At 65.8% G+C, this 19405-nt stretch carries 22 protein-coding genes, 1 other RNA gene and 1 pseudogene; 12 read left to right on the top strand and 12 right to left on the bottom strand.

The genetic code is table 11. The features are described from left to right. Positions 1-29: 29 nt before the first annotated feature. On the bottom strand, positions 30-557 hold the full coding sequence (gene def / locus XW59_RS21205; protein WP_047147647.1) for a peptide deformylase: 528 nt from the start codon (positions 555-557) through the stop codon (positions 30-32). Between the two features lie 101 nt (positions 558-658). On the opposite strand from def, the gene XW59_RS21200 reads away from it, so the two are divergent. Next, on the top strand, positions 659-1921 hold the full coding sequence (locus tag XW59_RS21200) for a DNA recombination protein RmuC (RefSeq protein WP_047147789.1): 1263 nt from the start codon (positions 659-661) through the stop codon (positions 1919-1921). 84 nt (positions 1922-2005) lie between these two features. Then, positions 2006-2503 carry a CAP domain-containing protein gene (locus XW59_RS21195; RefSeq protein ID WP_047147648.1) on the top strand — a complete coding sequence of 166 codons (498 nt, stop codon included), beginning with the start codon at positions 2006-2008 and terminating at the stop codon, positions 2501-2503. A 6-nt stretch (positions 2504-2509) separates the two neighbouring features. Here the strand turns inward: XW59_RS21195 and XW59_RS21190 are convergent, their stop codons facing one another. Then, positions 2510-2968, bottom strand: a complete 459-nt coding sequence (locus XW59_RS21190; protein WP_047147649.1) for a MarR family winged helix-turn-helix transcriptional regulator — start codon at positions 2966-2968, stop codon at positions 2510-2512. 102 nt (positions 2969-3070) lie between these two features. On the opposite strand from XW59_RS21190, the gene XW59_RS21185 reads away from it, so the two are divergent. The 5 genes from XW59_RS21185 (at position 3071) to XW59_RS21165 (ending at position 7264) form a co-directional block, all read left to right on the top strand. After that, entirely contained in the window at positions 3071-4153 is a 1083-nt protein-coding gene (locus XW59_RS21185) for an exo-alpha-sialidase (RefSeq protein ID WP_137327068.1), read from the top strand. Between the two features lie 12 nt (positions 4154-4165). Next, positions 4166-4462, top strand: a complete 297-nt coding sequence (locus XW59_RS21180; RefSeq protein ID WP_047147650.1) for a MoaD/ThiS family protein — start codon at positions 4166-4168, stop codon at positions 4460-4462. Positions 4463-4595: 133 nt separating this feature from the next. After that, complete coding sequence (locus XW59_RS21175; protein WP_047147791.1) at positions 4596-4943, top strand: GFA family protein; 348 nt, start codon at positions 4596-4598, stop codon at positions 4941-4943. 160 nt (positions 4944-5103) lie between these two features. Beyond that, the gene (locus XW59_RS21170) at positions 5104-6150 is read left to right on the top strand and encodes an LLM class flavin-dependent oxidoreductase (protein WP_047147651.1); all 1047 of its coding nucleotides are present in this window, start codon (positions 5104-5106) and stop codon (positions 6148-6150) included. A gap of 97 nt (positions 6151-6247) precedes the next feature. After that, a complete protein-coding gene (locus XW59_RS21165; RefSeq protein WP_047147792.1) occupies positions 6248-7264 on the top strand; it encodes an LLM class flavin-dependent oxidoreductase in 1017 nt (338 codons plus the stop codon). A 3-nt stretch (positions 7265-7267) separates the two neighbouring features. On the opposite strand, the gene XW59_RS21160 is transcribed toward XW59_RS21165, so the two are convergent. The 4 genes from XW59_RS21160 to recR all read right to left on the bottom strand — a co-directional run bounded on the left by XW59_RS21160 (position 7268) and on the right by recR (position 10393). After that, positions 7268-7642 carry a DUF6481 family protein gene (locus XW59_RS21160; RefSeq protein ID WP_047147652.1) on the bottom strand — a complete coding sequence of 125 codons (375 nt, stop codon included), beginning with the start codon at positions 7640-7642 and terminating at the stop codon, positions 7268-7270. Between the two features lie 134 nt (positions 7643-7776). After that, entirely contained in the window at positions 7777-8358 is a 582-nt protein-coding gene (locus tag XW59_RS21155; protein WP_047147653.1) for a Kazal-type serine protease inhibitor domain-containing protein, read from the bottom strand. A 138-nt stretch (positions 8359-8496) separates the two neighbouring features. Then, positions 8497-9696, bottom strand: coding sequence for a lytic murein transglycosylase (locus tag XW59_RS21150; protein WP_246666168.1), 1200 nt, complete (start codon positions 9694-9696; stop codon positions 8497-8499). Between the two features lie 91 nt (positions 9697-9787). After that, entirely contained in the window at positions 9788-10393 is a 606-nt protein-coding gene (gene recR / locus XW59_RS21145) for a recombination mediator RecR (RefSeq protein ID WP_047147793.1), read from the bottom strand. A gap of 94 nt (positions 10394-10487) precedes the next feature. On the opposite strand from recR, the gene XW59_RS21140 reads away from it, so the two are divergent. After that, complete coding sequence (locus XW59_RS21140; RefSeq protein WP_047147794.1) at positions 10488-10997, top strand: GNAT family N-acetyltransferase; 510 nt, start codon at positions 10488-10490, stop codon at positions 10995-10997. A gap of 75 nt (positions 10998-11072) precedes the next feature. Here the strand turns inward: XW59_RS21140 and XW59_RS21135 are convergent. From XW59_RS21135 to ffs, 4 genes and pseudogenes are all read right to left on the bottom strand, one after another. After that, positions 11073-11702 (bottom strand): annotated as a pseudogene (locus XW59_RS21135) (cell wall hydrolase); the annotation flags it as partial. Between the two features lie 128 nt (positions 11703-11830). Next, entirely contained in the window at positions 11831-12154 is a 324-nt protein-coding gene (locus XW59_RS21130; RefSeq protein ID WP_047147656.1) for a YbaB/EbfC family nucleoid-associated protein, read from the bottom strand. A gap of 39 nt (positions 12155-12193) precedes the next feature. Beyond that, a complete protein-coding gene (locus XW59_RS21125; RefSeq protein WP_047147657.1) occupies positions 12194-14014 on the bottom strand; it encodes a DNA polymerase III subunit gamma/tau in 1821 nt (606 codons plus the stop codon). A gap of 105 nt (positions 14015-14119) precedes the next feature. Next, an RNA gene (gene ffs / locus XW59_RS21120) (signal recognition particle sRNA small type) lies at positions 14120-14217 on the bottom strand. Positions 14218-14365: 148 nt separating this feature from the next. Here ffs and XW59_RS21115 point away from each other — a divergent pair. Genes XW59_RS21115 through XW59_RS21105 form a run of 3 tightly spaced genes read left to right on the top strand, consistent with a single transcriptional unit; the run spans position 14366 to position 16658 of the window. Next, positions 14366-14782 carry an HIT family protein gene (locus XW59_RS21115; protein WP_047147658.1) on the top strand — a complete coding sequence of 139 codons (417 nt, stop codon included), beginning with the start codon at positions 14366-14368 and terminating at the stop codon, positions 14780-14782. A gap of 33 nt (positions 14783-14815) precedes the next feature. Further along, the gene (nudC, locus tag XW59_RS21110; RefSeq protein ID WP_047147659.1) at positions 14816-15757 is read left to right on the top strand and encodes an NAD(+) diphosphatase; all 942 of its coding nucleotides are present in this window, start codon (positions 14816-14818) and stop codon (positions 15755-15757) included. A 31-nt stretch (positions 15758-15788) separates the two neighbouring features. Continuing rightward, the gene (locus XW59_RS21105; protein WP_047147660.1) at positions 15789-16658 is read left to right on the top strand and encodes an aminoglycoside phosphotransferase family protein; all 870 of its coding nucleotides are present in this window, start codon (positions 15789-15791) and stop codon (positions 16656-16658) included. A 15-nt stretch (positions 16659-16673) separates the two neighbouring features. Here XW59_RS21105 and XW59_RS21100 read toward each other — a convergent pair whose 3' ends face one another. Beyond that, positions 16674-17540 (bottom strand): prephenate dehydratase, encoded by an 867-nt coding sequence (locus tag XW59_RS21100; protein ID WP_047147661.1) that lies wholly within the window; start codon positions 17538-17540, stop codon positions 16674-16676. A 3-nt stretch (positions 17541-17543) separates the two neighbouring features. Next, entirely contained in the window at positions 17544-18278 is a 735-nt protein-coding gene (locus tag XW59_RS21095; RefSeq protein ID WP_047147662.1) for a 3-deoxy-manno-octulosonate cytidylyltransferase, read from the bottom strand. 195 nt (positions 18279-18473) lie between these two features. On the opposite strand from XW59_RS21095, the gene XW59_RS21090 reads away from it, so the two are divergent. After that, positions 18474-19334: a cytochrome c family protein gene (locus tag XW59_RS21090; RefSeq protein WP_047147663.1), complete on the top strand. Its 861-nt coding sequence runs from the start codon at positions 18474-18476 to the stop codon at positions 19332-19334. The last annotated feature ends 71 nt before the right edge of the window (positions 19335-19405 follow it).

The following is a 19405-nucleotide window of genomic DNA, read 5'->3' as shown; positions in this document are numbered from 1 at the left end:
TATCAAACGCCGGGCCGGGCGGCAAACGATCAGCCGACCATGCGGCTCGGCGCCTTGTCACGGGCGAGCTTCTTGAACTTGCGTACGACCATGTCACGCTTGAGCTTGGAGATATGGTCGATGAAAAGAACGCCGTTGAGGTGGTCGATCTCGTGCTGCAGGCAGGTCGCCATCAGCCCTTCGGCCTCCATCACCCGCTCCTTGCCGTCGCGGTCGAGATACTTCACCGTCACCGTATCCGGCCGCTCGACCTCGGCATAATAGTCCGGGATCGACAGGCACCCCTCCTCATAGACCGAGATGCCGTCCCCCGTGGCAACGATCTCCGGATTGATGAAGACGTGCGGCGCGTTGGGCTCGTCCTCCTTCGAGAGATCGATCACCAGCATGCGCAACGGCTCGCCCACCTGAATGGCGGCGAGGCCGATGCCTGGCGCATCGTACATGGTCTCGAGCATGTCGTCGGCAAATCCGCGCAGATCGTCGTCGACGCGTTCCACCGGCTTGGAAACCAGGCGCAGGAGGGGATCGGGAAGGATGATGAGCGGTCTGATCATGCCCGTCAGGTAATGACTAAGCCGTCGGGCGTCAACGGGTTTGGCGGCAATGTTCACCTTTTGGTCTTATGCTGGAGGATCGAATCATCTATCCTCCAGCGATGAGCGATTTGACCGCACTGCTTTCCCTGCCCATGGCGCAACTTGGGGCCACCACGATCACGCTCGGCAATCTGCTTGCCGGAGCGGGCATTCTGTTTACCGCACTCTTCGCTATGCTGATCGTCGCCTTGTGGCGTTCGGCGCGCCAGCGGGCGGAAGCCGCCGCGGATGCCGCCGAGCGGGCGCGCGAGGCCGAAGCCCGCATGGCCGAGATCGTACGCGCGCAATCCGAGATGCAGGGCCGCATCGGCACGATCGCCGAGGTCTTCGGCAACCGCCAGGCGGAGCTCACCAGAACGCTCGGAGAACGGCTCGACGGCATGACCTCGCGTCTCGGACACTCGATCACCGAGCAGACGCGTTCCACCCACGAGAACCTGGCGAAGCTGCAGGAGCGGCTCGCCGTCATCGACACGGCGCAGTCCAACATCCAGTCGCTCGCCGGCCAGGTCGTGCAGCTCCAGCAGATCCTTTCCAACAAGCAGACACGCGGCGCGTTCGGCCAGAGCCGCATGGAGGCGATCGTCGCCGACGGGCTGCCGCATGGCGCGTACGAGTTCCAGGCGACGCTCTCCAACAACAACCGGCCCGACTGCCTTGTGCGCATGCCCAACGGCGCGCCCGACCTGGTCATCGACGCGAAGTTTCCCCTTGAATCCTGGAATGCGATCCGAGCGGCGGCCGAAAACGACAATCCCGATGCGCAGAAATATGCCGCGCAGACGTTTCGCCGCGACGTCGAGGTCCACATCAAGGCGATCTCCGAGAAATACCTGATCAACGGGGAAACCCAGGACACGGCCTTCATGTTCGTGCCGTCGGAATCGATTTTCGCCGAGATCCACGAGAATTTCGAAGCGCTGGTGCAGAAGGCGCATCGCGCGCGCATCGTGATCGTTTCGCCCTCGCTGTTGATGCTGTCGATCCAGGTCATCCAGGCAGTGCTGAAGGATGCGCGCATGCGCGAGCAGGCGCATCTGATCCAGGGCGAAGTGATCCGGCTGATGGAGGATGTCGGCCGCCTCGACGAGCGCGTGCGCAAGCTGCAGACGCATTTCATGCAGGCCAGTCGAGACATCGACCAGATCATCACCTCCACCGAGAAGGTCACCAAGCGCGGCGCCAAGATCGAGGCGCTGGAATTCGGCGTCGCGCCCGCCGAAGAACCCGAAGGTTCGAAGCCCACGAAGGAACCCGCGCCCCGCGTCGCGGATTCCCGAACCGGGCAATTGCGCCTGCGCGTCGTCGAGGACGGGGAATAGATTTTCCGGCATTTTTATCGGTCTGCCCGGTAATTGCCATGTTCGTCCCTATCCCGGTGTCGATCGACAAGCTTGAGGGACCTCATGCAACAGTCCAATGCTTTCGCGGTGCTTTCGCGCCGCGCAATCCATGTCGCCGCGCTCGTTTTCCTCGCGCTTCTCGCCGCCTGCCAGACGGCGGGCCGCCCGGGCGACGGAGCGGGTGCTTCCCGGGCGGGGGTCTCCTATCTCGCGGACATACGCTCGCAGAACGGGCTGCCGACGATGTCGCCTGATGCGACGCTCGAACGCGCCGCGCTGCGGCAGGCCGGCTATATGGCGCAATCCGGCCGCATGGCTCACGACACCGGCTGGCGGAAGGATTTCGCCACGCGGATGGCGCAGGGCGGAGTCGCCGCGCCCGCCGCCGAGAACCTCGCTCACGGACGCATGGAACTCGACCGGGTCTTCCAGATGTGGATGAACTCGCAGGGCCATCGGCGCAACATGCTCGACGAACGCTTCACCCGCTTCGGCCTTGCCTATGTCAAGGAAAGCCCTGACAGCGACAGGCGCTACTGGGCGCTGGTGCTGGGCAAGTAGCCAGGCTCACGAAAGCGCGACGAGATCGGCGAGAAGCTTCTCGATCTCGGGCTTCGAGACCATCCTGATGTTTTCCGCCTGTCCCTTGTTCCAGAGCGGCACGGCCTCGACGAGGAGCGCCAGGCCTTCTTCGGTGAGCGCCAGCCGGCGGCCGCGCTTGTCGTTGGCGTCGATGCTCACCACCAGCAGCCCGCGCCTTTCCAGCGGCTTCAGGCTGGCCGTCAGCGTGGTCCGATCCATCGCGAGCAGCGAGGCGACATCCTTCATCAGAGGCGGTTCCGGCCTGTTCAGCGACATCAAAAGCGAGAACTGCCCATTGGTCAGGCCGACCGGGCGCAACGCCTCGTCAAAACGCCGCGCGATCGCGCGCGCGGCGCGCTGCAGATGGAGGCAAAGGCAATTGTCGCGGACCATCAGCGTGGTCTCGAAGGGCGGCCCAGGACGAATCACGTCTACTTTTGACATGCGATAATAATGTTGATATCAACTGATTTGTCCAGCCCTGCGCCGGCTTTTTTGCCGATTTCCTCCCGAGCAAGGGCCGGTCCGCTGTGAATGGAGGAGAAAATGGCGGAGAAAATCCTGATTCTCGTCGGTACGAAAAAGGGTGCCTTCATCGTCGAAAGCGATCCCGGCCGCAAGTCCTGGCGCATTCGCGGCCCCTTCTGCGAAACCTGGCCGATGAACCACGTCGTCGGCGATCCGGCAACGGGCGCGATCTACGGCGCCGGCGGCAACGAATGGTTCGGGCCGGCGGTGTGGAAATCACGAGACTTCGGCGAGACATGGACGCATTCGAGCGCCGGACTTGCCTACGAAGCCGGAGAGGAGCCGATCAAGGCGGTATGGAGCCTCGCGCCGCGCAACGGCCGCCTCTATGCCGGGGTCCAGCCTGCCGGCCTGTTCTACAGCGACGATCGCGGCGAGAACTGGAACCATGTCGAGGGGCTGCAGAGGCATCCGACCAGGCCGGACTGGCAGCCGGGCGGCGCCGGCCTCATTCTCCACTCTCTTATTCCCGATCTCGACGACGAAGACCGCATCTGGATCGGCATATCGTCAGCCGGCGTGTTTTACTCGGGCGACGGCGGCCAGACCTGGGAGCCGCGCAACCGCGGCACGCGCGCCGACTTCCTGCCGGAAGGCCAGAACTATCCGGAATTCGGCCAGTGCGTGCACTGTCTGGTGAGGCCGAAGGGAGAAAGCGACCTTCTCTACCAGCAGAACCACTGCGGCATGTACCGCAGCGAGGATGGCGGCAGGTCCTGGAAAAGCATCGAGGCGGGCCTGCCCTCCACCTTCGGCTTTCCCGCCGCCGTGCATCCGCGCGATTCCTCCACGCTCTATCTGCTGCCGCTCAACGGCGACATCGCCGGCCGTTTCGTGCCGGAGGCGAAGGCCGCCGTCTGGCGCACACGCGACCGTGGCGAGACCTGGCAGGACCTGCGCGAGGGCCTGCCGCAGGAAAACGCCTTCTTCGGCGTGCTGCGCCAGGCGATGGCCACCGACGTGCTGGAACCGGCGGGCGTCTATTTCGGCACCAGCGGCGGCGCGCTTTTCGCCAGTTCGGACGAGGGCGATAGCTGGACCTGCATAGCGGAGCACCTGCCGTCGATCTCCTCCATCGAGACTATGGTAGTTCGCGACTGAACGGAGAAGAACATGGCGCATGACGGCGAAGGAACCGCCGCGCGGAGGATCCTCGTCAAGCTCTCGCCGCTGCTCGTCGATCTCTTTCCCGGTTCGGCGCGGCGCGTGGAGATCGAGGCGGCGAGCGTGAAGGAGATGGTCGACGCGCTCGACCGCCGCTGGCCGGGAATGCGCGACCGCATCTGCGATTCCACGCCCGCCATCCGACGCCACATGAACGTCTTCGTGGAAGGCCGCCGCGCTCGTCTCGACACGCCGCTTTCGCCGGGCGCGGAAGTCTTCGTCATCACCGCCATCAGCGGAGGATGAGGTAAATCATGGAAGAAGAACCGAGATTTCCCGCCGGATCGACCCCCTCGCCGCTATCGACAGCCATCGCCGCGCGAAGTAGCTTTTCTGCGTCCGGCATTCAGTTCACAAGAGCCGGCGTTGGGAGATGAAAATGCTCACTGGAAGCTGCCATTGCGGCGAGATCAAATTCGAAGTCGATGGAGAAATGCCGGCCGAGGCGCTCGAGTGCAATTGTTCGCATTGCAGCCGCAAGGGCTATCTCTTGTGGTTCGTCCCGCGCGCGGCACTTGCGCTGAAAACGCCCGAGGAAAAGCTCTCGACCTATCATTTCAACAGGCACGTCATAGATCACCATTTCTGCGGCAATTGCGGCTGCGCGCCCTTCGGCTTTGGAACCGATTCGAAGGGCAACGCCATGGCATCGGTCAACATACGCTGCATCGAGGGCGTGGAGCTTACCGAGATCAAGCGCATCCCCGTCGACGGACGCAGCTTCTGACCAAGCCGCGGCGGCGGCTCGCGGCCGCGTAGCCGTGCGTCTGTTCCGGACCGTCGTCCGCTTTTCGACCGCAAATGGAGAACACCCTGTTCACCGGCGCGCCACTGGCATGGCGGCGCGCGAACACATAGTTCTGTGACCGACAACAAGGAACACGTTCATGGAAATCGGTCTCTATACGTTCGCCGATGTCGGCACGGATCCCGTAACCGGCAAGAAGATCGGGCCTTCCGAGCGCCTGCGCAATCTCGTCGAGGAAATCGAGCTCGCCGACCAGGTGGGCCTCGACGTCTTCGGGCTCGGCGAGCATCACAGGTCCGACTATGCGGTCTCCTCGCCCGCCGTGGCGCTCGCGGCGGCGGCGACGCGCACCAAGCGCATCCGGCTGTCGAGCGCGGTCTCGGTGTTGAGCTCGGATGACCCGATCCGCGTCTTCCAGCAGTTTTCCACCCTCGACAACCTCTCCGAGGGACGCGCCGAGATCATGGCGGGGCGCGGCTCCTTCATCGAATCCTTCCCGCTCTTCGGCTACGACCTCGGCGACTACGACACGCTGTTCGCCGAAAAGCTCGAGCTGCTGATGAAGCTCAACGAGGGCGAGCGCGTCACCTGGCCGGGCGGACAGCACACGCAACCGATCAACGAACGCGGCGTCTATCCGCGGCCCTATCAGGAGAAGCTGCCGATCTGGATCGCCGTCGGCGGCACGCCGCAGTCGGTCGCCCGCGCCGGCGTTCTCGGCTTGCCGCTGGCGCTCGCCATCATCGGCGGCGAGCCGGCGCGCTTCGCGCCGCTCTTCGACCTCTACCGCCGCGCCGCCGCGCAGAGCGGGCACGACGCGGCGAAGCTCGCGACCTCCATCAACGTTCACGGATTCGTCGGCGAGACCACGGTGGAAGCGGCCGACACCTTCTATGCTCCGCAAGCGGAAGTCATGAACCGAATCGGCCGCGAGCGCGGCTGGGGGCCGACCAATCGCGACCATTTCGATCAGTCGCGCGGTCCGCGCGGAGCGCTTTTCGTCGGCAGCCCGGCGGAGGTCACCGACAAGATCCTCGCCAATCACGAGGTTTTCGGCTTCAGCCGCTTCCTCATCCAGATGGCGATCGGCGTGATGGACCATGCCAAGCTGATGAAGGCGATCGAACTGCTCGGAACCAAGGTCGCGCCGGAAGTGCGCAAGGCAACGGCGAACAAGTCGAGATAGGAAAGGATCGAAAGGTTGGGGGGCTGGGCGCATCGGGTTTGCGGCGATGCCTGCGGCGACCTATATCGATAGGCGACACAAGCCGGATGCCTCGCCCATGATTCCCCTTTCCGTACTCGATCTTTCCCCCGTCCCCCAAGGCAGCGACGCCGCTCAATCGCTGAAGAACACGCTGGACCTTGCCCGACATGCCGAGAAGCTGGGCTTTAGCCGCTACTGGCTGGCGGAGCACCACAACATGCCGGGCATTGCGAGCGCCGCCACGGCGGTCGTGATCGGCCATGTGGCGGGCGGCACCTCGACGATCCGCGTCGGCGCCGGCGGCATCATGCTGCCCAACCATTCGCCGCTGATGGTCGCCGAAGCCTTCGGCACGCTCGCCTCGCTCTATCCCGGCCGCATCGATCTCGGCCTCGGCCGCGCGCCCGGCACCGACCAGCTCACCGCGCACGCGCTTCGCCGCAACATGAACGCCGACATCAACTCCTTCCCCAACGACGTCGTCGAGCTGATGTCCTATTTCCGGCCGCTCGAGCCGGGCCAGCGCGTGCGCGCCATTCCCGGCGCCGGCCTCGACGTGCCGATCTGGATGCTCGGCTCGAGCCTGTTCGGCGCCCAGCTCGCCGCCGCGCTCGGCCTGCCCTATGCCTTCGCGTCGCATTTCGCGCCGGCCGAGATGGAAGGCGCCATGCAGGTCTACCGCGCGCGCTTCGAGGCGTCCGAGCAGAGCGACAAGCCTTATGTGATGCTCGGGCTCAATGTCATCGCCGCGGAGACGGACGAAGAGGCGCAGTTCCTTTTCACCTCCCTGCAACAGGCCTTCGTCAACCTGCGCACCGGCCGCGCCGGACAATTGCCGCCGCCGGTGAAAGGCTTCCTCGACGAGCTCGACCCGATGGCGAAGATGATGCTGGACCAGGCGCTGTCATGCGCGATCGTCGGCTCGCGCGAAACGGTCCGGCGCGGCCTCAAGGCCTTCGTCGAGCGCACGGGGGCGGACGAACTGATGGTGACGGCGCAGGTCTACGACCATGCCGCCCGCGTCAGGTCCTACGAGATTCTCGCCGACGTCCACCGGCAGCTCTCCGAGGAAGCCGCCGCCGCAGCGGAGTAATCGCTATTTCTGGCGCGCCTTGCGCGCGGCGTAGCGGGCATCGCGCTTCGCCTTGCGCTCGGCCTCGTCGGCCAGAAGGCGCGAGATGCGGTCGCGCTCGGAGTTCTCCTTGGCTTCGGCCGCCGCCTTGGCTTCAGCTTCCGCCGCCGCCTCGCGTTCGGCGCGCTCACGCGCCTCCTGCTCGGCCTTCTCGCGCCTCAATCTCTCGCGTTCCGCGTTGCGCTGCTCGCGCGCCTCGGCGATCGCCTTGCGTTCCGCCTGCTTGGCGAGCAGCACCGGATCGTCGGCTGCCTGCTTGAACTTCGTCAGGAGCGCCTTCTTGGCGTCGTTTGCCGACTGGCGGCGCTCCGCAAAACCCTTTTCCTTGTAAACTGCCATTTCTGCCTTCAACTCATAATCCGTCGAGGCGCTTAATGGTGCGTCATTCGACTCTGTTCAAGGCAAAAAAGCCCTTCTCCGCATGAAAACGCGAAGAAGGGCGGCAGTTTCGTCAAATTGTCGACGGCTTGCGCCTAGCGGCACTCGCCTCGGCCGACGATCTGATAGCGGGCGGACTCCGCCTCGCAGGCATTGCCGAAGGTGCGGACATGGCCTCCCCGACGTGCGCAGACCGGCGCGTATTCGCGCGTGCAGGCCATTGCCGGCGGACGCCCGCCTCCACCGCCTATGCCGCCGGCGCCGCGGCATTCGCCCCTGGAAACGACGCGGAAGCCTTCCGCGCTGGCGATGCAGGAATTGCCGAAGGTCTGGCGCTGGCCGCGCCGTTCGCCGCAGACCGGATCATATTGCTGCGTGCAGGCGACCGGCGGGCGCGGCCCACCGCCGCCGCTGCGGCACTGGCCGTCGCTGACCACGCGATAACCCTCCGAGCGCGCCACGCAGGCATTGGGGAAGGTCTGGCGGTCGCCGCCGCGAATGCCGCAGACCGGCGCGTATTCCCGCGTGCACATGCCCGGCCCGCCAGGCCCGCCCGGAAACGGCGGACGAGGGCCGGGACCCGGTCCGGTCTCGACGACGGTGCAGGCGGCGAGAAGCAGCACCGCGAAGGACGCGAAAATGCCGCCGCGCCCCTTGAAGAAATCGAAGAATTTCATGGAATGTCCTCCAGCCGGCGCGCCCTCCATCCCCGAGAACGCGCATTGCGAGCAAACGATCCACCACTACCTGTGATTTGGCAAGTGGCATAGTGAAGCCGCGGATTGCAGCGACGATTTCCAAGGTTTCAAAACGGCTCAGCGCAGCGCGCGTACCAGTCCGGCGTCGGGGAAGCAGGTGGGATTGCGGCCGTTCCTCGCCTGCCACTCGCCGATCGAGCGGCGCGTGCGGAAGCCGGGCAGGCCATCCGCGCCGCCGACATCGTAGCCGAGCTTTTCAAGCCCGCGCTGCATTGCGGCGATGTCGGAGCGGTAGAGCTTGTCCACCCTGCCCCAGCCGGCTGAAAAGCCGCGATCGCCATAGGCGATGCGGTCGCCGGCGTGACCGACGAAGAGCGCGTAGAGGTCGCTCTCGTTGTATTCCTTCAGGACGTAAAAGTTCGGCGTCACGATGAAGGCCGGTCCGGAGCGCCCGGCGGGCATCAGGAGATAGCCCTCGGCGCGCAACTCATGGTCGGGAAAGGGGCGGCCGTTCACCCTGGTCACGCCGAGCAACGCCCATTCGGATATGCGCTTGCCGCGGTCCGGCCCTTCGAGCGCGCAGGAGACGCTCTCGGGAACCTTGACCTCGAAGCCCCAGTCGCGGCCCCTCACCCAGCCATAATGCGCCAGATAATTGGCGATCGAGGCGAGCGTGTCGACCTGCGAGTTCCAGATGTCGGGCCGTCCGTCGCCATCCGCGTCGACCGCATGTTCGAGATAGGAGGTCGGCAGGAATTGCGGCTGACCGAGCGCGCCCGCCCAGGAAGATTTCATCGCGCCGGGCGAGACATGGCCGCGCTGAACCATTTCGAGGGCCGCAAGCACCTCCTTGCGAAACATGTCCCTGCGGGTCGCCATGAATGCCTTGGTGCCCAGCACCTCGAAGGCGTTGTGCGGGATGTTGGCGGAACCGAAGCCCGATTCGCGGCCCCAGATGGCGAGCACGATGCCCGGCGGCACGCCGTATTGCCGCTCGATCGCGGCAAGCGATTGCGCGTGACGACCGGCGCGGCTGCGCCCGCCGGACGTGACGCCGGCGACCGTGCGTTCGGCGAAATAATTGCCGGGCGAGCCGAACTCCGCCTGATGCTGTGCCCTCGGCGTCTGCGGCTTCTGGCCGGGCATCACCAGGTCGGGCAACTTCAGGTTCGGCGTCACACCCCGGAACGCCGCATTGAAGGTCTCCGCCGAAATGCCGCGCGCCCGCGCCTCCGGCCAGAGGTCGCTCTGCAGCCAGTTCTGGAACTGGGCGTTGACGTTGGACTGAGTGGCGGCGGGGAAGGCGTACGAAATCAAAGCGAGGAAGAAGCCGACGAGCGCGAGAGTTTTCGTCAGAGGGGGGCAACGTAGAGCTAAATTTCTCACACCGCGCTCCTTTAAAACCGCATCAAAACGCCGTGCGCGACTTCAGCGCGGCGGCGAGCGTTCCTTCGTCGAGATAATCGAGTTCCCCGCCGACCGGTACGCCGTGGGCAAGCCGCGTCACCCTGACGTCCATGCTGGAGAGCTGATCGGTGATGTAGTGGGCGGTGGTCTGGCCCTCGACCGTCGCGTTGACGGCAAGGATCACCTCCGACACCCCGCCTTCGGCCACGCGCGCGATCAGCGCGCGGATGTTCAGGTCCTCCGGCCGGATGCCGTCGAGCGGGGAGAGCGTGCCGCCGAGCACGTGATAGCGGGCGTTCATCGCCGAGGCGCGCTCCAGCGCCCACAGATCGGCGACGTCCTCGACCACGATGATCGTCGAGTCGTCGCGGCGCGGATCGGTGCAGACGATGCAGGGATCGGACGTGTCGACGTTACCGCAGGTGGAGCAGACGCGCACCTTGTCGACGGCCTCGCCCATGGCGCCTGCGAGCGGCACGAGCAGCTGCTCCTTCTTCTTGATAAGATGCAGCGCGGCGCGGCGAGCGGAACGCGGCCCCAGCCCCGGCACCTTGGCGAGGAGCTGGATCAGGCGTTCGATCTCGGGGCCGGCGATTCGTTTCGACATGTCGATTTTATAGCGGCGAATGCCGGGCATGGGTAGCGCCGGCAGCATCGCGGCCTATGATACCGGAAGGACGCCACCGGCAGGAAATAGCGTCATGAGCACAGATCGCATACGTATCCGGACTGCCACCTCCGAGGACCTGGATACGTTGTCGGAACTGATCGCGGCCTCCTACGCCACGCTGCGGGAGAGCGGCTACGAGACCCAGGCGCTGGAAGCCGCGATGCCGAAGATGTCGCGCGCCAATCCCGACCTGCTTTCGAGCGGCACCTATTTCGTCGCCGAGGTGGACGGCGTGCCGGCCGGCTGCGGCGGCTGGACCACGGCAAAGCCCGGAACCGGCGAGATCGTCGACGGGGTCGCCCATATCCGCCATTTCGCGACCCATCCGCGCTTCGTGCGCATGGGCATCGCGCGGCTGCTTCTCGACCGCTGCCTCGCCGAGGCGCATGCGACGGGCGCGCGGCTGATGAAGAGCCAGTCGACGCTCTCGGGCGAGCGCTTCTACGCCGCCGCCGGTTTCCGCCGCATCGGCGAGGTGGAGGTCGAATTCGCGCCGGGCATCATACTGCCGGCGATCGAGATGGAACGCGCCCTGCCGTAGAACGACGCATCACTGCGCCGGCGAAGGACGTTCCTGCGCGGCAAGCAGCGCCCCGATCGCGTCGGCCGCCTTCGGATCGACATCGTAGGACAGCGCGGTCGCACCCTGCACCGGCGGGTTCTTGTCCTCGGCCACGGCGGCAACGGACGTCGTTTCAGGCTTGGCCACCGGCGCCGCGGCCACCGCCGTCGCCTTGCGGTCGCGCCGGCTGCGCTTCTCGTAGAAGGCGTTGCCGCCCGCTTCGAGCACGTAATGCATGTTCTTGTACGGGAATTTCAGTCCGGCCTGGTGAAAGAACTTGGCGTTCCTGACCTTCGGATGACGCTCGCCGCGCAGCACCGCGTCGGCGGCGGCCTGCACGTCGGGAAGCGCCTTCGAATTCATCGGCCGCGAAAGCACGCCGGGCGCGAACTGACCTTTCTGGCCGACCACCTTGCAGACCGTGTCGCCGTGATCGCCCGAATCCAGCCGGTTCATGACGACCGTGCCGACCGCGACGAGGCCGTCCCGGCTCGAGCGGTTGGATTCGAAGAACATCGCCCGCTGCAGGCATTCCCTGTCCTTCATCGTGTAGGCATGCGGCCGCACGCTGACGGAGGACGTGGCGACGCCGTCGAGCGCACCGGTGCTCTGCGAACAAGCTGCAAGAAGTGATGAAAACGCAACGGCGCACAGCGCCAGGGGCAGCTTAAGCTGACTGACCACGGTATGGACCCTCTCCGAACTGCCCCCGCCGCTTCGGATGGAGACACAAGAAAGGGAAATTCTGGGCAAAAGCGTGGCAAAGCGCGACGAAACCGCCGCGCTTCGTCACAATCGGCGACCGTCCTGTTTCAGAACGGCAGCTTCATTCCCGGAGGGATCGGCAGGCCGGCGGTCAGTTCCTTGGTCTTTTCCTGCATGACCGCCTCGACCTTGGCCTTGGCGTCGTTGTGGGCGGCAAGGATCAGGTCCTCGAGGATTTCGACGTCGTCCTCCTTGAACAGCGACGGATCGACCTTCAGGGCGCGCATCTCGAACTTGCCGGAAAGGGTGACCTGGACGAGCCCGCCGCCGGCCTGGCCGGTGGCATCGATATTGGCGATCTCCTCCTGCAGGGCCTGGAACTTGGCCTGCATCTCCTTCGCCTTGCTCATCATTCCAAGAAGATCTTTCATCGTCGTCTCCGCATATCTTCCTTCAAGGCGCCGCGCGCCTCAGATTTCGTCGTCGTCATCGTCGCCCGCAACGCCGGGATCGGGGATGGCGTCCGGCTCGATCTCCTCGACCTCCGGCGCGTCGGGAATGCGTATGTCTATGATCTTCGCGCCGGGAAAGCGCGACAGGATCGCCGCCACGGTCGGGTCGCTGCGCGCGTCCATCAGGGCGGACTCGCGCTTCGCGTCGTCCAGCTCGGCAAGGGTCGCGCCGCCCTCCTCGCGCGACAGCGAAACCACCCAGCGCCTGCCGGTCCAGTCCTTCAGCCGGTTGCTCAGATCGTTGAGCAGCGTCTTCGGCGCCTCGCCGGTGAGGCTCACCTCCAGAAGCCCGGGCTCGATGCGCACCGGCCGCACGCAGCGCTTGACCAGCACCTTCAGCGCCATGTCGCGATGGCTGTCGGCGAGCGCGGCGATGTCGGCGAGCGAGGAGATGCGGGCCTTCGGCTCGGGTTCCCCGGCTGCGGGAGGCGCATCGAAACGGGGCGGGGCGGCTTCGGCCGGAACCGTCTCGACAAGGCGCATGGTCTGCCCGCCGCCATTGCCGGAGGGCATTCGCGCCTGGGATACCGCCGAGGCGCCAGGGCCTGGCGATTGCATCGCCGGTGCGCCGTTCGACGGCCTCGGCGCGGGCGCGGCGGCGCCGTTCTCCAGCGACTTCAGCGCCTCGTCGAGCGTCGGCAGGTCGGCGGCATGCGCGATGCGGATGATGACCATCTCGGCGGCGCTGACCGGCCTGTTGGAGCCCTGCACCTCGGTAATGCCCTTCAAGAGCATCTGCCAGGCGCGCGAGAGCACGCGCACGGACAGCGACTTCGAAAATTCCAGCCCCCGCGCCCGCTCGTCCTGCGACAGCGAGGGATCGTCGGCGGCCGCCGGTACGAAACGCATGCGCGTGACCAGATGATTGAATTCCGCCAGATCGGTGAGCACCGTCGCCGGATCGGCGCCGACGTCGTACTGCGCGCGAAGCTCGGCCAGCGCGGCGGCGACGTCGCCCTTCATCAGATGCTCGAACAGGTCGATGACGCGCGCGCGATCGGCAAGGCCCAGCATGTCGCGCACCGCTTCGGCCGTCACCCGGCCGGAGGAGTGGGCGATCGCCTGATCGAAGATCGACTGGGCGTCGCGCATCGAGCCCTCCGCGGCACGGGCGATCATCGCCAGCGCGTCATCGTCCGCCTCGACGCCCTCCAGCCCGCCGATGCGGGTCAGGTCGGCCTTGATGGTGGCGGCGTCGATCCGCCTCAGGTCGAAGCGCTGGCAGCGCGACAGCACGGTGATCGGGACCTTGCGGATTTCGGTCGTCGCGAAGATGAACTTCACATGCGGGGGCGGCTCCTCCAGCGTCTTCAACAGGCCGTTGAAGGCCTGGTTGGAGAGCATGTGGACCTCGTCGATGATGTAGACCTTGTAGCGCGCCGAAACGGGAGCGTAGCGCACCTGCTCGATGATGTCGCGGATGTCGTCGATGCCGGTATGGGAAGCCGCGTCCATCTCGATCACGTCGACATGGCGGCCTTCCATGATGGCGTTGCAGTGCTCGCCCGGAACGGAAAGGTCGACCGTCGGCTGGTCGATCTCGGCGGTCTTGTAGTTGAGCGCGCGCGCCAGAATGCGCGCCGTCGTCGTCTTGCCGACTCCGCGCACGCCGGTCAGCATCCAGGCCTGGGCGATGCGGCCCGTGGCAAAGGCGTTGGTAAGCGTGCGCACCATCGGCTCCTGGCCGATCAGCGCGGTGAAGTCGCGGGGACGGTACTTCCTGGCAAGCACGCGATAAGCGTTGGCCCTGCCCGTCTCGTCTTTCCCGGTTTCGCTCATGCCTCGCTCCAGCTTCCTGCGGCGGCGCCCTCGTGGCGCAAGTTTCGCCTCCGGGAGCTCACAACGTCAATGGCGCGGCGACGAAGTCCGGTGGATGGCGGAAAGGTGGGAGGCTGGCACGATGACCCGTGCCGTGGCTCGTTAGGGCTGCTTCCTTCCGGACCTGACCCGGTTGGCGAGTGGCTCGTCCACCACCAACCTCCCGCGCTCCATATCGGAAATCCCGCGCGAGATTGCAAGGGAAATGCCCGAACCCGGAAAAGAATTCCGCGATATGCCACCCGAAAGGTTTCGCTTGCAGCGCGGCGGGCACGCCTCTAGCTTCGATGCAAACGATAAGGGAAACGCCGCATGCAGGGCAGACTGGCAGGATTTCAGCTCGACGCCAGGCTGGAAAACGACAGCGAGCCGCTGATGTGGCTCGGCCTGTGCGAGTTGCGGGTGCTCAACGACCGGCGCTGGCCCTGGTTGCTGCTGGTGCCGCAGCGTCCGGGCGTGACAGAGCTGCACGACCTGACGCCGCTCGACCAGACGATGCTGACCTTCGAATCGAACCTCGTCGCCCAATCGCTGAAAAAAGCCACCGGCTGCCGCAAGATCAATGTCGCATCGCTCGGCAACGTCGTGCCGCAACTGCATGTCCACGTCATCGCCCGCAACGAAGGCGACCCCGCCTGGCCAGGCCCGGTCTGGGGCCACGGCATGCGCGAGCCCTATCCGCGCGAGGAGTTGCACCAGTTCGTCAACAAGATACGGTCGGCCCTCTAGTCACCATCGGTCTCCCCACCTTCCGGAAGCATCATGACATTCTCCCTGTTCTCCGCGCCCGAGCGCGAGCCTAGCCAGTTCGTCGGCTTCGCCGGCAACCGGATCGACCGGCAATCGGAAAACCGCTCCGACGACGTCCTGGAAAAGGCGTTCCAGGATCCGCCCCTGCGCATCATGCAGAGCCGCGCCGGCCGCCTCTACCTGAAGCTTCCCGGCGAGGCCTTCGATCCTTATTTCACCCTCGCGGAAGCGCGCGCGATGGGGGCCAAGCTCGACCATGCGATCCTGCTCGGCATGTCCTCCGCCGGTCCCGTCGTGATGGCGCCCGGCTCGGTCGAGCCGGAGGAACTGCCCGACGGCATCAAGGCGATCGACTACCGCTCGATCTACACCCAGGGCCTCATCGGCGAGGAGAGCCTGGGGGAGCTCGCGCAGGGGGCGGCACTTCTCGCCTGGCATCACAATCACCGTTTCTGCGGCCGCTGCGGGGCGCGGACGGAGATGCGGATCGGCGGCTACAAGCGCGTCTGCTCCTCCTGCGCTGCCGAGCATTTTCCTCGCACCGACCCGGTGGCGATCATGCTCGCGGTGAGGCCGGAGAAATGCCTGCTCGGCCGCAGCCCGCATTTCGCGCCGGGCATGTATTCCGCGCTCGCCGGCTTCATCGAGCCGGGCGAGACGATCGAGAACGCGGTGCGGCGCGAGACCTTCGAGGAAGCGGGCATCCGCCTCGGCCGCGTCGCCTATCACGCGAGCCAGCCCTGGCCGTTTCCCTATTCGCTGATGATCGGCTGCTTCGGCGAGGCGCTCGACGACGACATCCGCGCCGATTCGAGCGAGCTGGAAGATTGCCGCTGGTTCTCCCGTGCCGAGGTCCAGGCGATGCTGCGCGGCGAGAACGCGGAAGGGATCGTCGTGCCACCCTCGGGGGCGATCGCCCATCACCTGATCAGGGCATGGGCGACGGCGGGTTGATCGAGCCGGGCGATCCGGTTAGGACCCTTGCATGACTTCCGATACTACCCTCGACGATCTGCGCGCCGCGATCGTCAACGTCTTTCCCGAGCACGAGACCTCCCGTTTCTCCCTGCTTCCGCCCGGCTGGCACAGCGAAGCGGTCGACGTGGACGATCGTTTCGTCTTCAAGTTCCCCCGCCACGAGGAGGCGGAAAGGGCGCTGGAGAAGGAAGCGCGGGTGCTTTCGCTGGTCAGGCCGGCGGTGACGATGCCGGTGCCCGACCTGACGGTCATTGCCGGCCCGCCCATGTTCTCCCGCCACGAAAAGCTCAAGGGCGACCACCTCGTCACCACGCAATACGCTGTCCTGCCGGAAGCCGCGCGGCAGCGCCTCGCGGCCGACATCGCGCTCTTCTACGCCGAGCTTCACGCTCTCGAGGCCGCCTCGATGGCGGCAGCCGGCGCCGAGCCGATCGAGCCCTGGCTGCGACCGGAGGACATTTTGCGACGCGTCTGGCCCGCCCTGCCGGAGGAGCTGCGCTCCTTCGCCGACCGGACGATCGCGGAATGGAAGGACATGCCGCCGGACCCCCACGGCACGACCTACGGCTTCTTCGACGGGCACGGCTGGAACATGGCCTTCGATCACGAAGCCGGCCGGCTCAACGGCATCTACGACTTCGCCGATTCGGGCTTCGGCCTGCTCCATCAGGAATTCATCTACACGAACTTCATCGATCGCGACCTGACCGCGCGAATCATCGACGAATACGAGCGGCTCACCGGCCGCGCGCTCGACCGCCGGCGCGTCGAGGTCCTGAGCGGCGTCCTGCGCCTCTCAGAGCTCGCCGCCTATGCCGACGACCCAGAGCACGCTCCCGGCATGATCAAGTTCGTCGAGGAATGGGCCGCCGGCTGAGCCGACTCCCCAGCTTCAATCGTCGTTGGTTTGGGTGGCCCGGAAGGGATGCGCGTGGTAGACGCCCAAAATGCGCACCTCGCGGGAGAAGAAGTTCAGCTCCTTCAGCGCCTGCGCGACATTCGCATCGTCCGGGTGACCCTCGATGTCGGCATAGAACTGCGAGGAGAAGAACTTCCCGCCGAGCTGGTAGCTCTCCAGCTTGGTCATGTTGACGCCGTTGGTGGCGAAGCCGCCCATCGCCTTGTAGAGCGCGGCTGGAATATTGTGCACGCGAAAGACGAAGGTGGTCATCATCAGCTCCGCCGGATCCTTGCGCGGCGCCCATGACTTCTCCTTCGACAGCACGACGAAGCGGGTGACGTTGTTGTCGGTGTCCTCGACATTCTCGGCGACGATCTCGAGACCATAGAGGTCGGAGGCGAGACGCGGCGCGAGCGCCGCCCAGGAGCGGTCGCCCTCCTCCGCCACCACCCGGGCCGCACCGGCCGTGTCGCCCGCCACCACCGGCTTCCAGCGATGGCGGCGGATCACCTTGCGGCACTGGCCGAGCGCATGGATATGGCTGTGGACGGACTTGATCTCCTCGATCTTCACGCCCGGAAGCACCATGAGCTGGAAATGGATCGGCAGGAAATATTCGTTGACGATGTGCAGCTTGGATTCGGGCAGCAGATGATGGATGTCCGCCACCCGGCCGGCGATCGTGTTCTCGATCGGGATCATCGCGAGGTCGGCCTTGCCCGTCTCGACCGCGTTGAAAGCATCCTCGAAGGTCGGACACGGCAGCGGTTCCATCGCCGGATACATGTCGCGGCAGGCGGTGTCGGAATTGGCGCCGGGCTCGCCCTGGAACGCGATCTTGTTGGTCTTGTTCGTCATGCTCTAACTTCTCTGCTTCATTATCTCGCGGGCACGCTCCAGGTCGGCCGGGGTATCGACGCCGAGCGGCGGCGAATCGACGATGCGGGCGTCGATGCGCATGCCGGCTTCCAGCGCGCGAAGCTGCTCCAGGCTCTCGCGCCGCTCCAGCGCGGAAGGCGGCAGCGCGACGAAGCGCTCGAGCGCGGCGCGGCGATAGGCATAGATGCCGACATGGTGATAGAGCGGCCCTTCGCCCCAGGGGGCGGTGGCGCGGGTGAAGTAGAGCGCCCTCAGCCTGTTTTCACCGAGCGGCGAACCGACGATCTTGACGACGTTCGGGTTGGCTTTTTCCGCCTCTTCGGTGATCTCCACGCCGAGGGTGGCGATGTCGACGGTCGCGTCCGCCAGCGGCTCGACCGCGGCCGCGATGACCGCCGGATCGATGGTCGGAAGGTCGCCCTGAAGGTTGACGACGATGTCGGCCTCGCTCACGGGATCGATTTTGCCGAGCGCCTCGAAGATACGATCCGAGCCAGAGGCGTGGCTTGCCGCCGTCATCACCGCCTCGAAACCGTGCGCCTCGACGGCCTCGGCGATCGCCGGCGTGTCGGTTGCGACGACGACGCGGCCGAGCCCGCTTTCGGCCGCCCGAGCGGCGACATGGACGATCATCGGCTTGCCGGCGATGTCGGCGAGCGGCTTGCCCGGCAGGCGGGTGGAAGCCATTCTGGCGGGGATCAACAAAAGAACTGTCATGCTGCGCGGAAGGGTCCGGTCGGTGGCGAAAGTGGCAAAAGGTCTCACTTGGAATGGTTCTTATATGTGTTGCAACAGGGAAGCAAAAGACCTAGTTTCCGCGCGATTTCACCGGCAACGACCGGATGGGGTATCGTTTGCGCGTTGCGCGCACGGGGGTCAGCCTCACGGTCGGACTAGGGAGCCTTTGGGTAGATGGACTCTAATGAACTCAACAAGCTGATCGGCGGCTTTCTGGCCGTGGTTTTCGTTGCCTTCTCGATCAGCCTTGTCTCGGACGCGATCTTTGCGGCGCACGCACCGGAAAAGCCGGGCTATATCATCGAGGCCCCCGAGGGACCGGTCGCGGCCGGCGGCGGCGCCCAGGAGGAACAGACGCCGGTCGTCGAGCTTCTCGCGGCCGCCGATCCGGCCGCCGGCGAGCAGGCCTTCCGCAAATGCGTGGCCTGCCACACCGCCGAGGACGGCGGTGCCAACAAGGTCGGCCCGAACCTCTACGACATCATCAACCGCCCGATCGCCTCGCATGAAGGCTTCAGCTATTCGGGCGCCATGCGCGACTTCTCCGAGGGCGGCTCGGTGCATTGGGACTACGAGCACATCAGCCAGTTCCTGCGCGCTCCGCGCTCCTACATCAGCGGTACGGCGATGTCGTTCGCGGGCATCAAGAACCCGCAGGAAGAGGCCAATCTGATCGCCTATCTGCGCACGCTCTCCGCCAATCCGGCTCCGCTGCCGGAGCCGGCGGCAGCCGGCGAAGAGGCCGCGCCGGCCGAGGGCGAGGAGGCAGCTCCTGCCGAGGGAGAGGAAGCAGTTCCGGCCGAAGAGGCACCTGCCGGCGAGGAAGCAGCGCCTTCGGGCGAACAGCAGGCGCCGGCGGAAGGTCAGGCTCCGGCCACGGACGAGACGCCCGGCGACCAGCCCGAAGCCGGCACCGACGTTTCGCCCGAGACCGACGCGGGCACGCCAGCCGGCGAGGAAGCGCCTGCCGATGAGGAGGCCCCCGCCCAGCAGCAGGAAGCTCCCGCCCAGCAGCAGGCGCCGGCGAATCAATAACGAATTTGTAATCTGACGATCACGAAAAAGCCGGGTTTCGCCCGGCTTTTTTATTGTCGCCATCGCCTTCC

This window comes from Aquamicrobium sp. LC103, from assembly GCF_001014615.2.
In the GTDB taxonomy this organism is placed as follows: domain Bacteria; phylum Pseudomonadota; class Alphaproteobacteria; order Rhizobiales; family Rhizobiaceae; genus LBCQ02.
The sequence above is the reverse complement of the archived record's forward strand: the minus strand, read 5'-3'. Positions and strand labels throughout refer to the sequence as shown.

Excerpts from the sequence above, each read along its gene's own strand:
- XW59_RS21180 (WP_047147650.1), top strand. The coding sequence starts at position 4,166 with ATGGCGCATGACGGCGAAGGAACCGCCGCGCGGAGGATCCTCGTCAAG.
- XW59_RS21090 (WP_047147663.1), top strand. The coding sequence starts at position 18,474 with ATGGACTCTAATGAACTCAACAAGCTGATCGGCGGCTTTCTGGCCGTG.
- XW59_RS21195 (WP_047147648.1), top strand. The coding sequence starts at position 2,006 with ATGCAACAGTCCAATGCTTTCGCGGTGCTTTCGCGCCGCGCAATCCAT.
- def (WP_047147647.1), bottom strand. The coding sequence starts at position 557 with ATGATCAGACCGCTCATCATCCTTCCCGATCCCCTCCTGCGCCTGGTT.
- XW59_RS21200 (WP_047147789.1), top strand. The coding sequence starts at position 659 with ATGAGCGATTTGACCGCACTGCTTTCCCTGCCCATGGCGCAACTTGGG.
- XW59_RS21105 (WP_047147660.1), top strand. The coding sequence starts at position 15,789 with ATGACTTCCGATACTACCCTCGACGATCTGCGCGCCGCGATCGTCAAC.
- XW59_RS21100 (WP_047147661.1), bottom strand. The coding sequence starts at position 17,540 with ATGACGAACAAGACCAACAAGATCGCGTTCCAGGGCGAGCCCGGCGCC.
- recR (WP_047147793.1), bottom strand. The coding sequence starts at position 10,393 with ATGTCGAAACGAATCGCCGGCCCCGAGATCGAACGCCTGATCCAGCTC.
- XW59_RS21190 (WP_047147649.1), bottom strand. The coding sequence starts at position 2,968 with ATGTCAAAAGTAGACGTGATTCGTCCTGGGCCGCCCTTCGAGACCACG.
- XW59_RS21115 (WP_047147658.1), top strand. The coding sequence starts at position 14,366 with ATGCAGGGCAGACTGGCAGGATTTCAGCTCGACGCCAGGCTGGAAAAC.
- XW59_RS21175 (WP_047147791.1), top strand. The coding sequence starts at position 4,596 with ATGCTCACTGGAAGCTGCCATTGCGGCGAGATCAAATTCGAAGTCGAT.
- XW59_RS21140 (WP_047147794.1), top strand. The coding sequence starts at position 10,488 with ATGAGCACAGATCGCATACGTATCCGGACTGCCACCTCCGAGGACCTG.
- XW59_RS21130 (WP_047147656.1), bottom strand. The coding sequence starts at position 12,154 with ATGAAAGATCTTCTTGGAATGATGAGCAAGGCGAAGGAGATGCAGGCC.
- XW59_RS21170 (WP_047147651.1), top strand. The coding sequence starts at position 5,104 with ATGGAAATCGGTCTCTATACGTTCGCCGATGTCGGCACGGATCCCGTA.
- XW59_RS21185 (WP_137327068.1), top strand. The coding sequence starts at position 3,071 with ATGGCGGAGAAAATCCTGATTCTCGTCGGTACGAAAAAGGGTGCCTTC.
- nudC (WP_047147659.1), top strand. The coding sequence starts at position 14,816 with ATGACATTCTCCCTGTTCTCCGCGCCCGAGCGCGAGCCTAGCCAGTTC.
- XW59_RS21165 (WP_047147792.1), top strand. The coding sequence starts at position 6,248 with ATGATTCCCCTTTCCGTACTCGATCTTTCCCCCGTCCCCCAAGGCAGC.
- XW59_RS21155 (WP_047147653.1), bottom strand. The coding sequence starts at position 8,358 with ATGAAATTCTTCGATTTCTTCAAGGGGCGCGGCGGCATTTTCGCGTCC.
- XW59_RS21125 (WP_047147657.1), bottom strand. The coding sequence starts at position 14,014 with ATGAGCGAAACCGGGAAAGACGAGACGGGCAGGGCCAACGCTTATCGC.
- XW59_RS21095 (WP_047147662.1), bottom strand. The coding sequence starts at position 18,278 with ATGACAGTTCTTTTGTTGATCCCCGCCAGAATGGCTTCCACCCGCCTG.
- XW59_RS21160 (WP_047147652.1), bottom strand. The coding sequence starts at position 7,642 with ATGGCAGTTTACAAGGAAAAGGGTTTTGCGGAGCGCCGCCAGTCGGCA.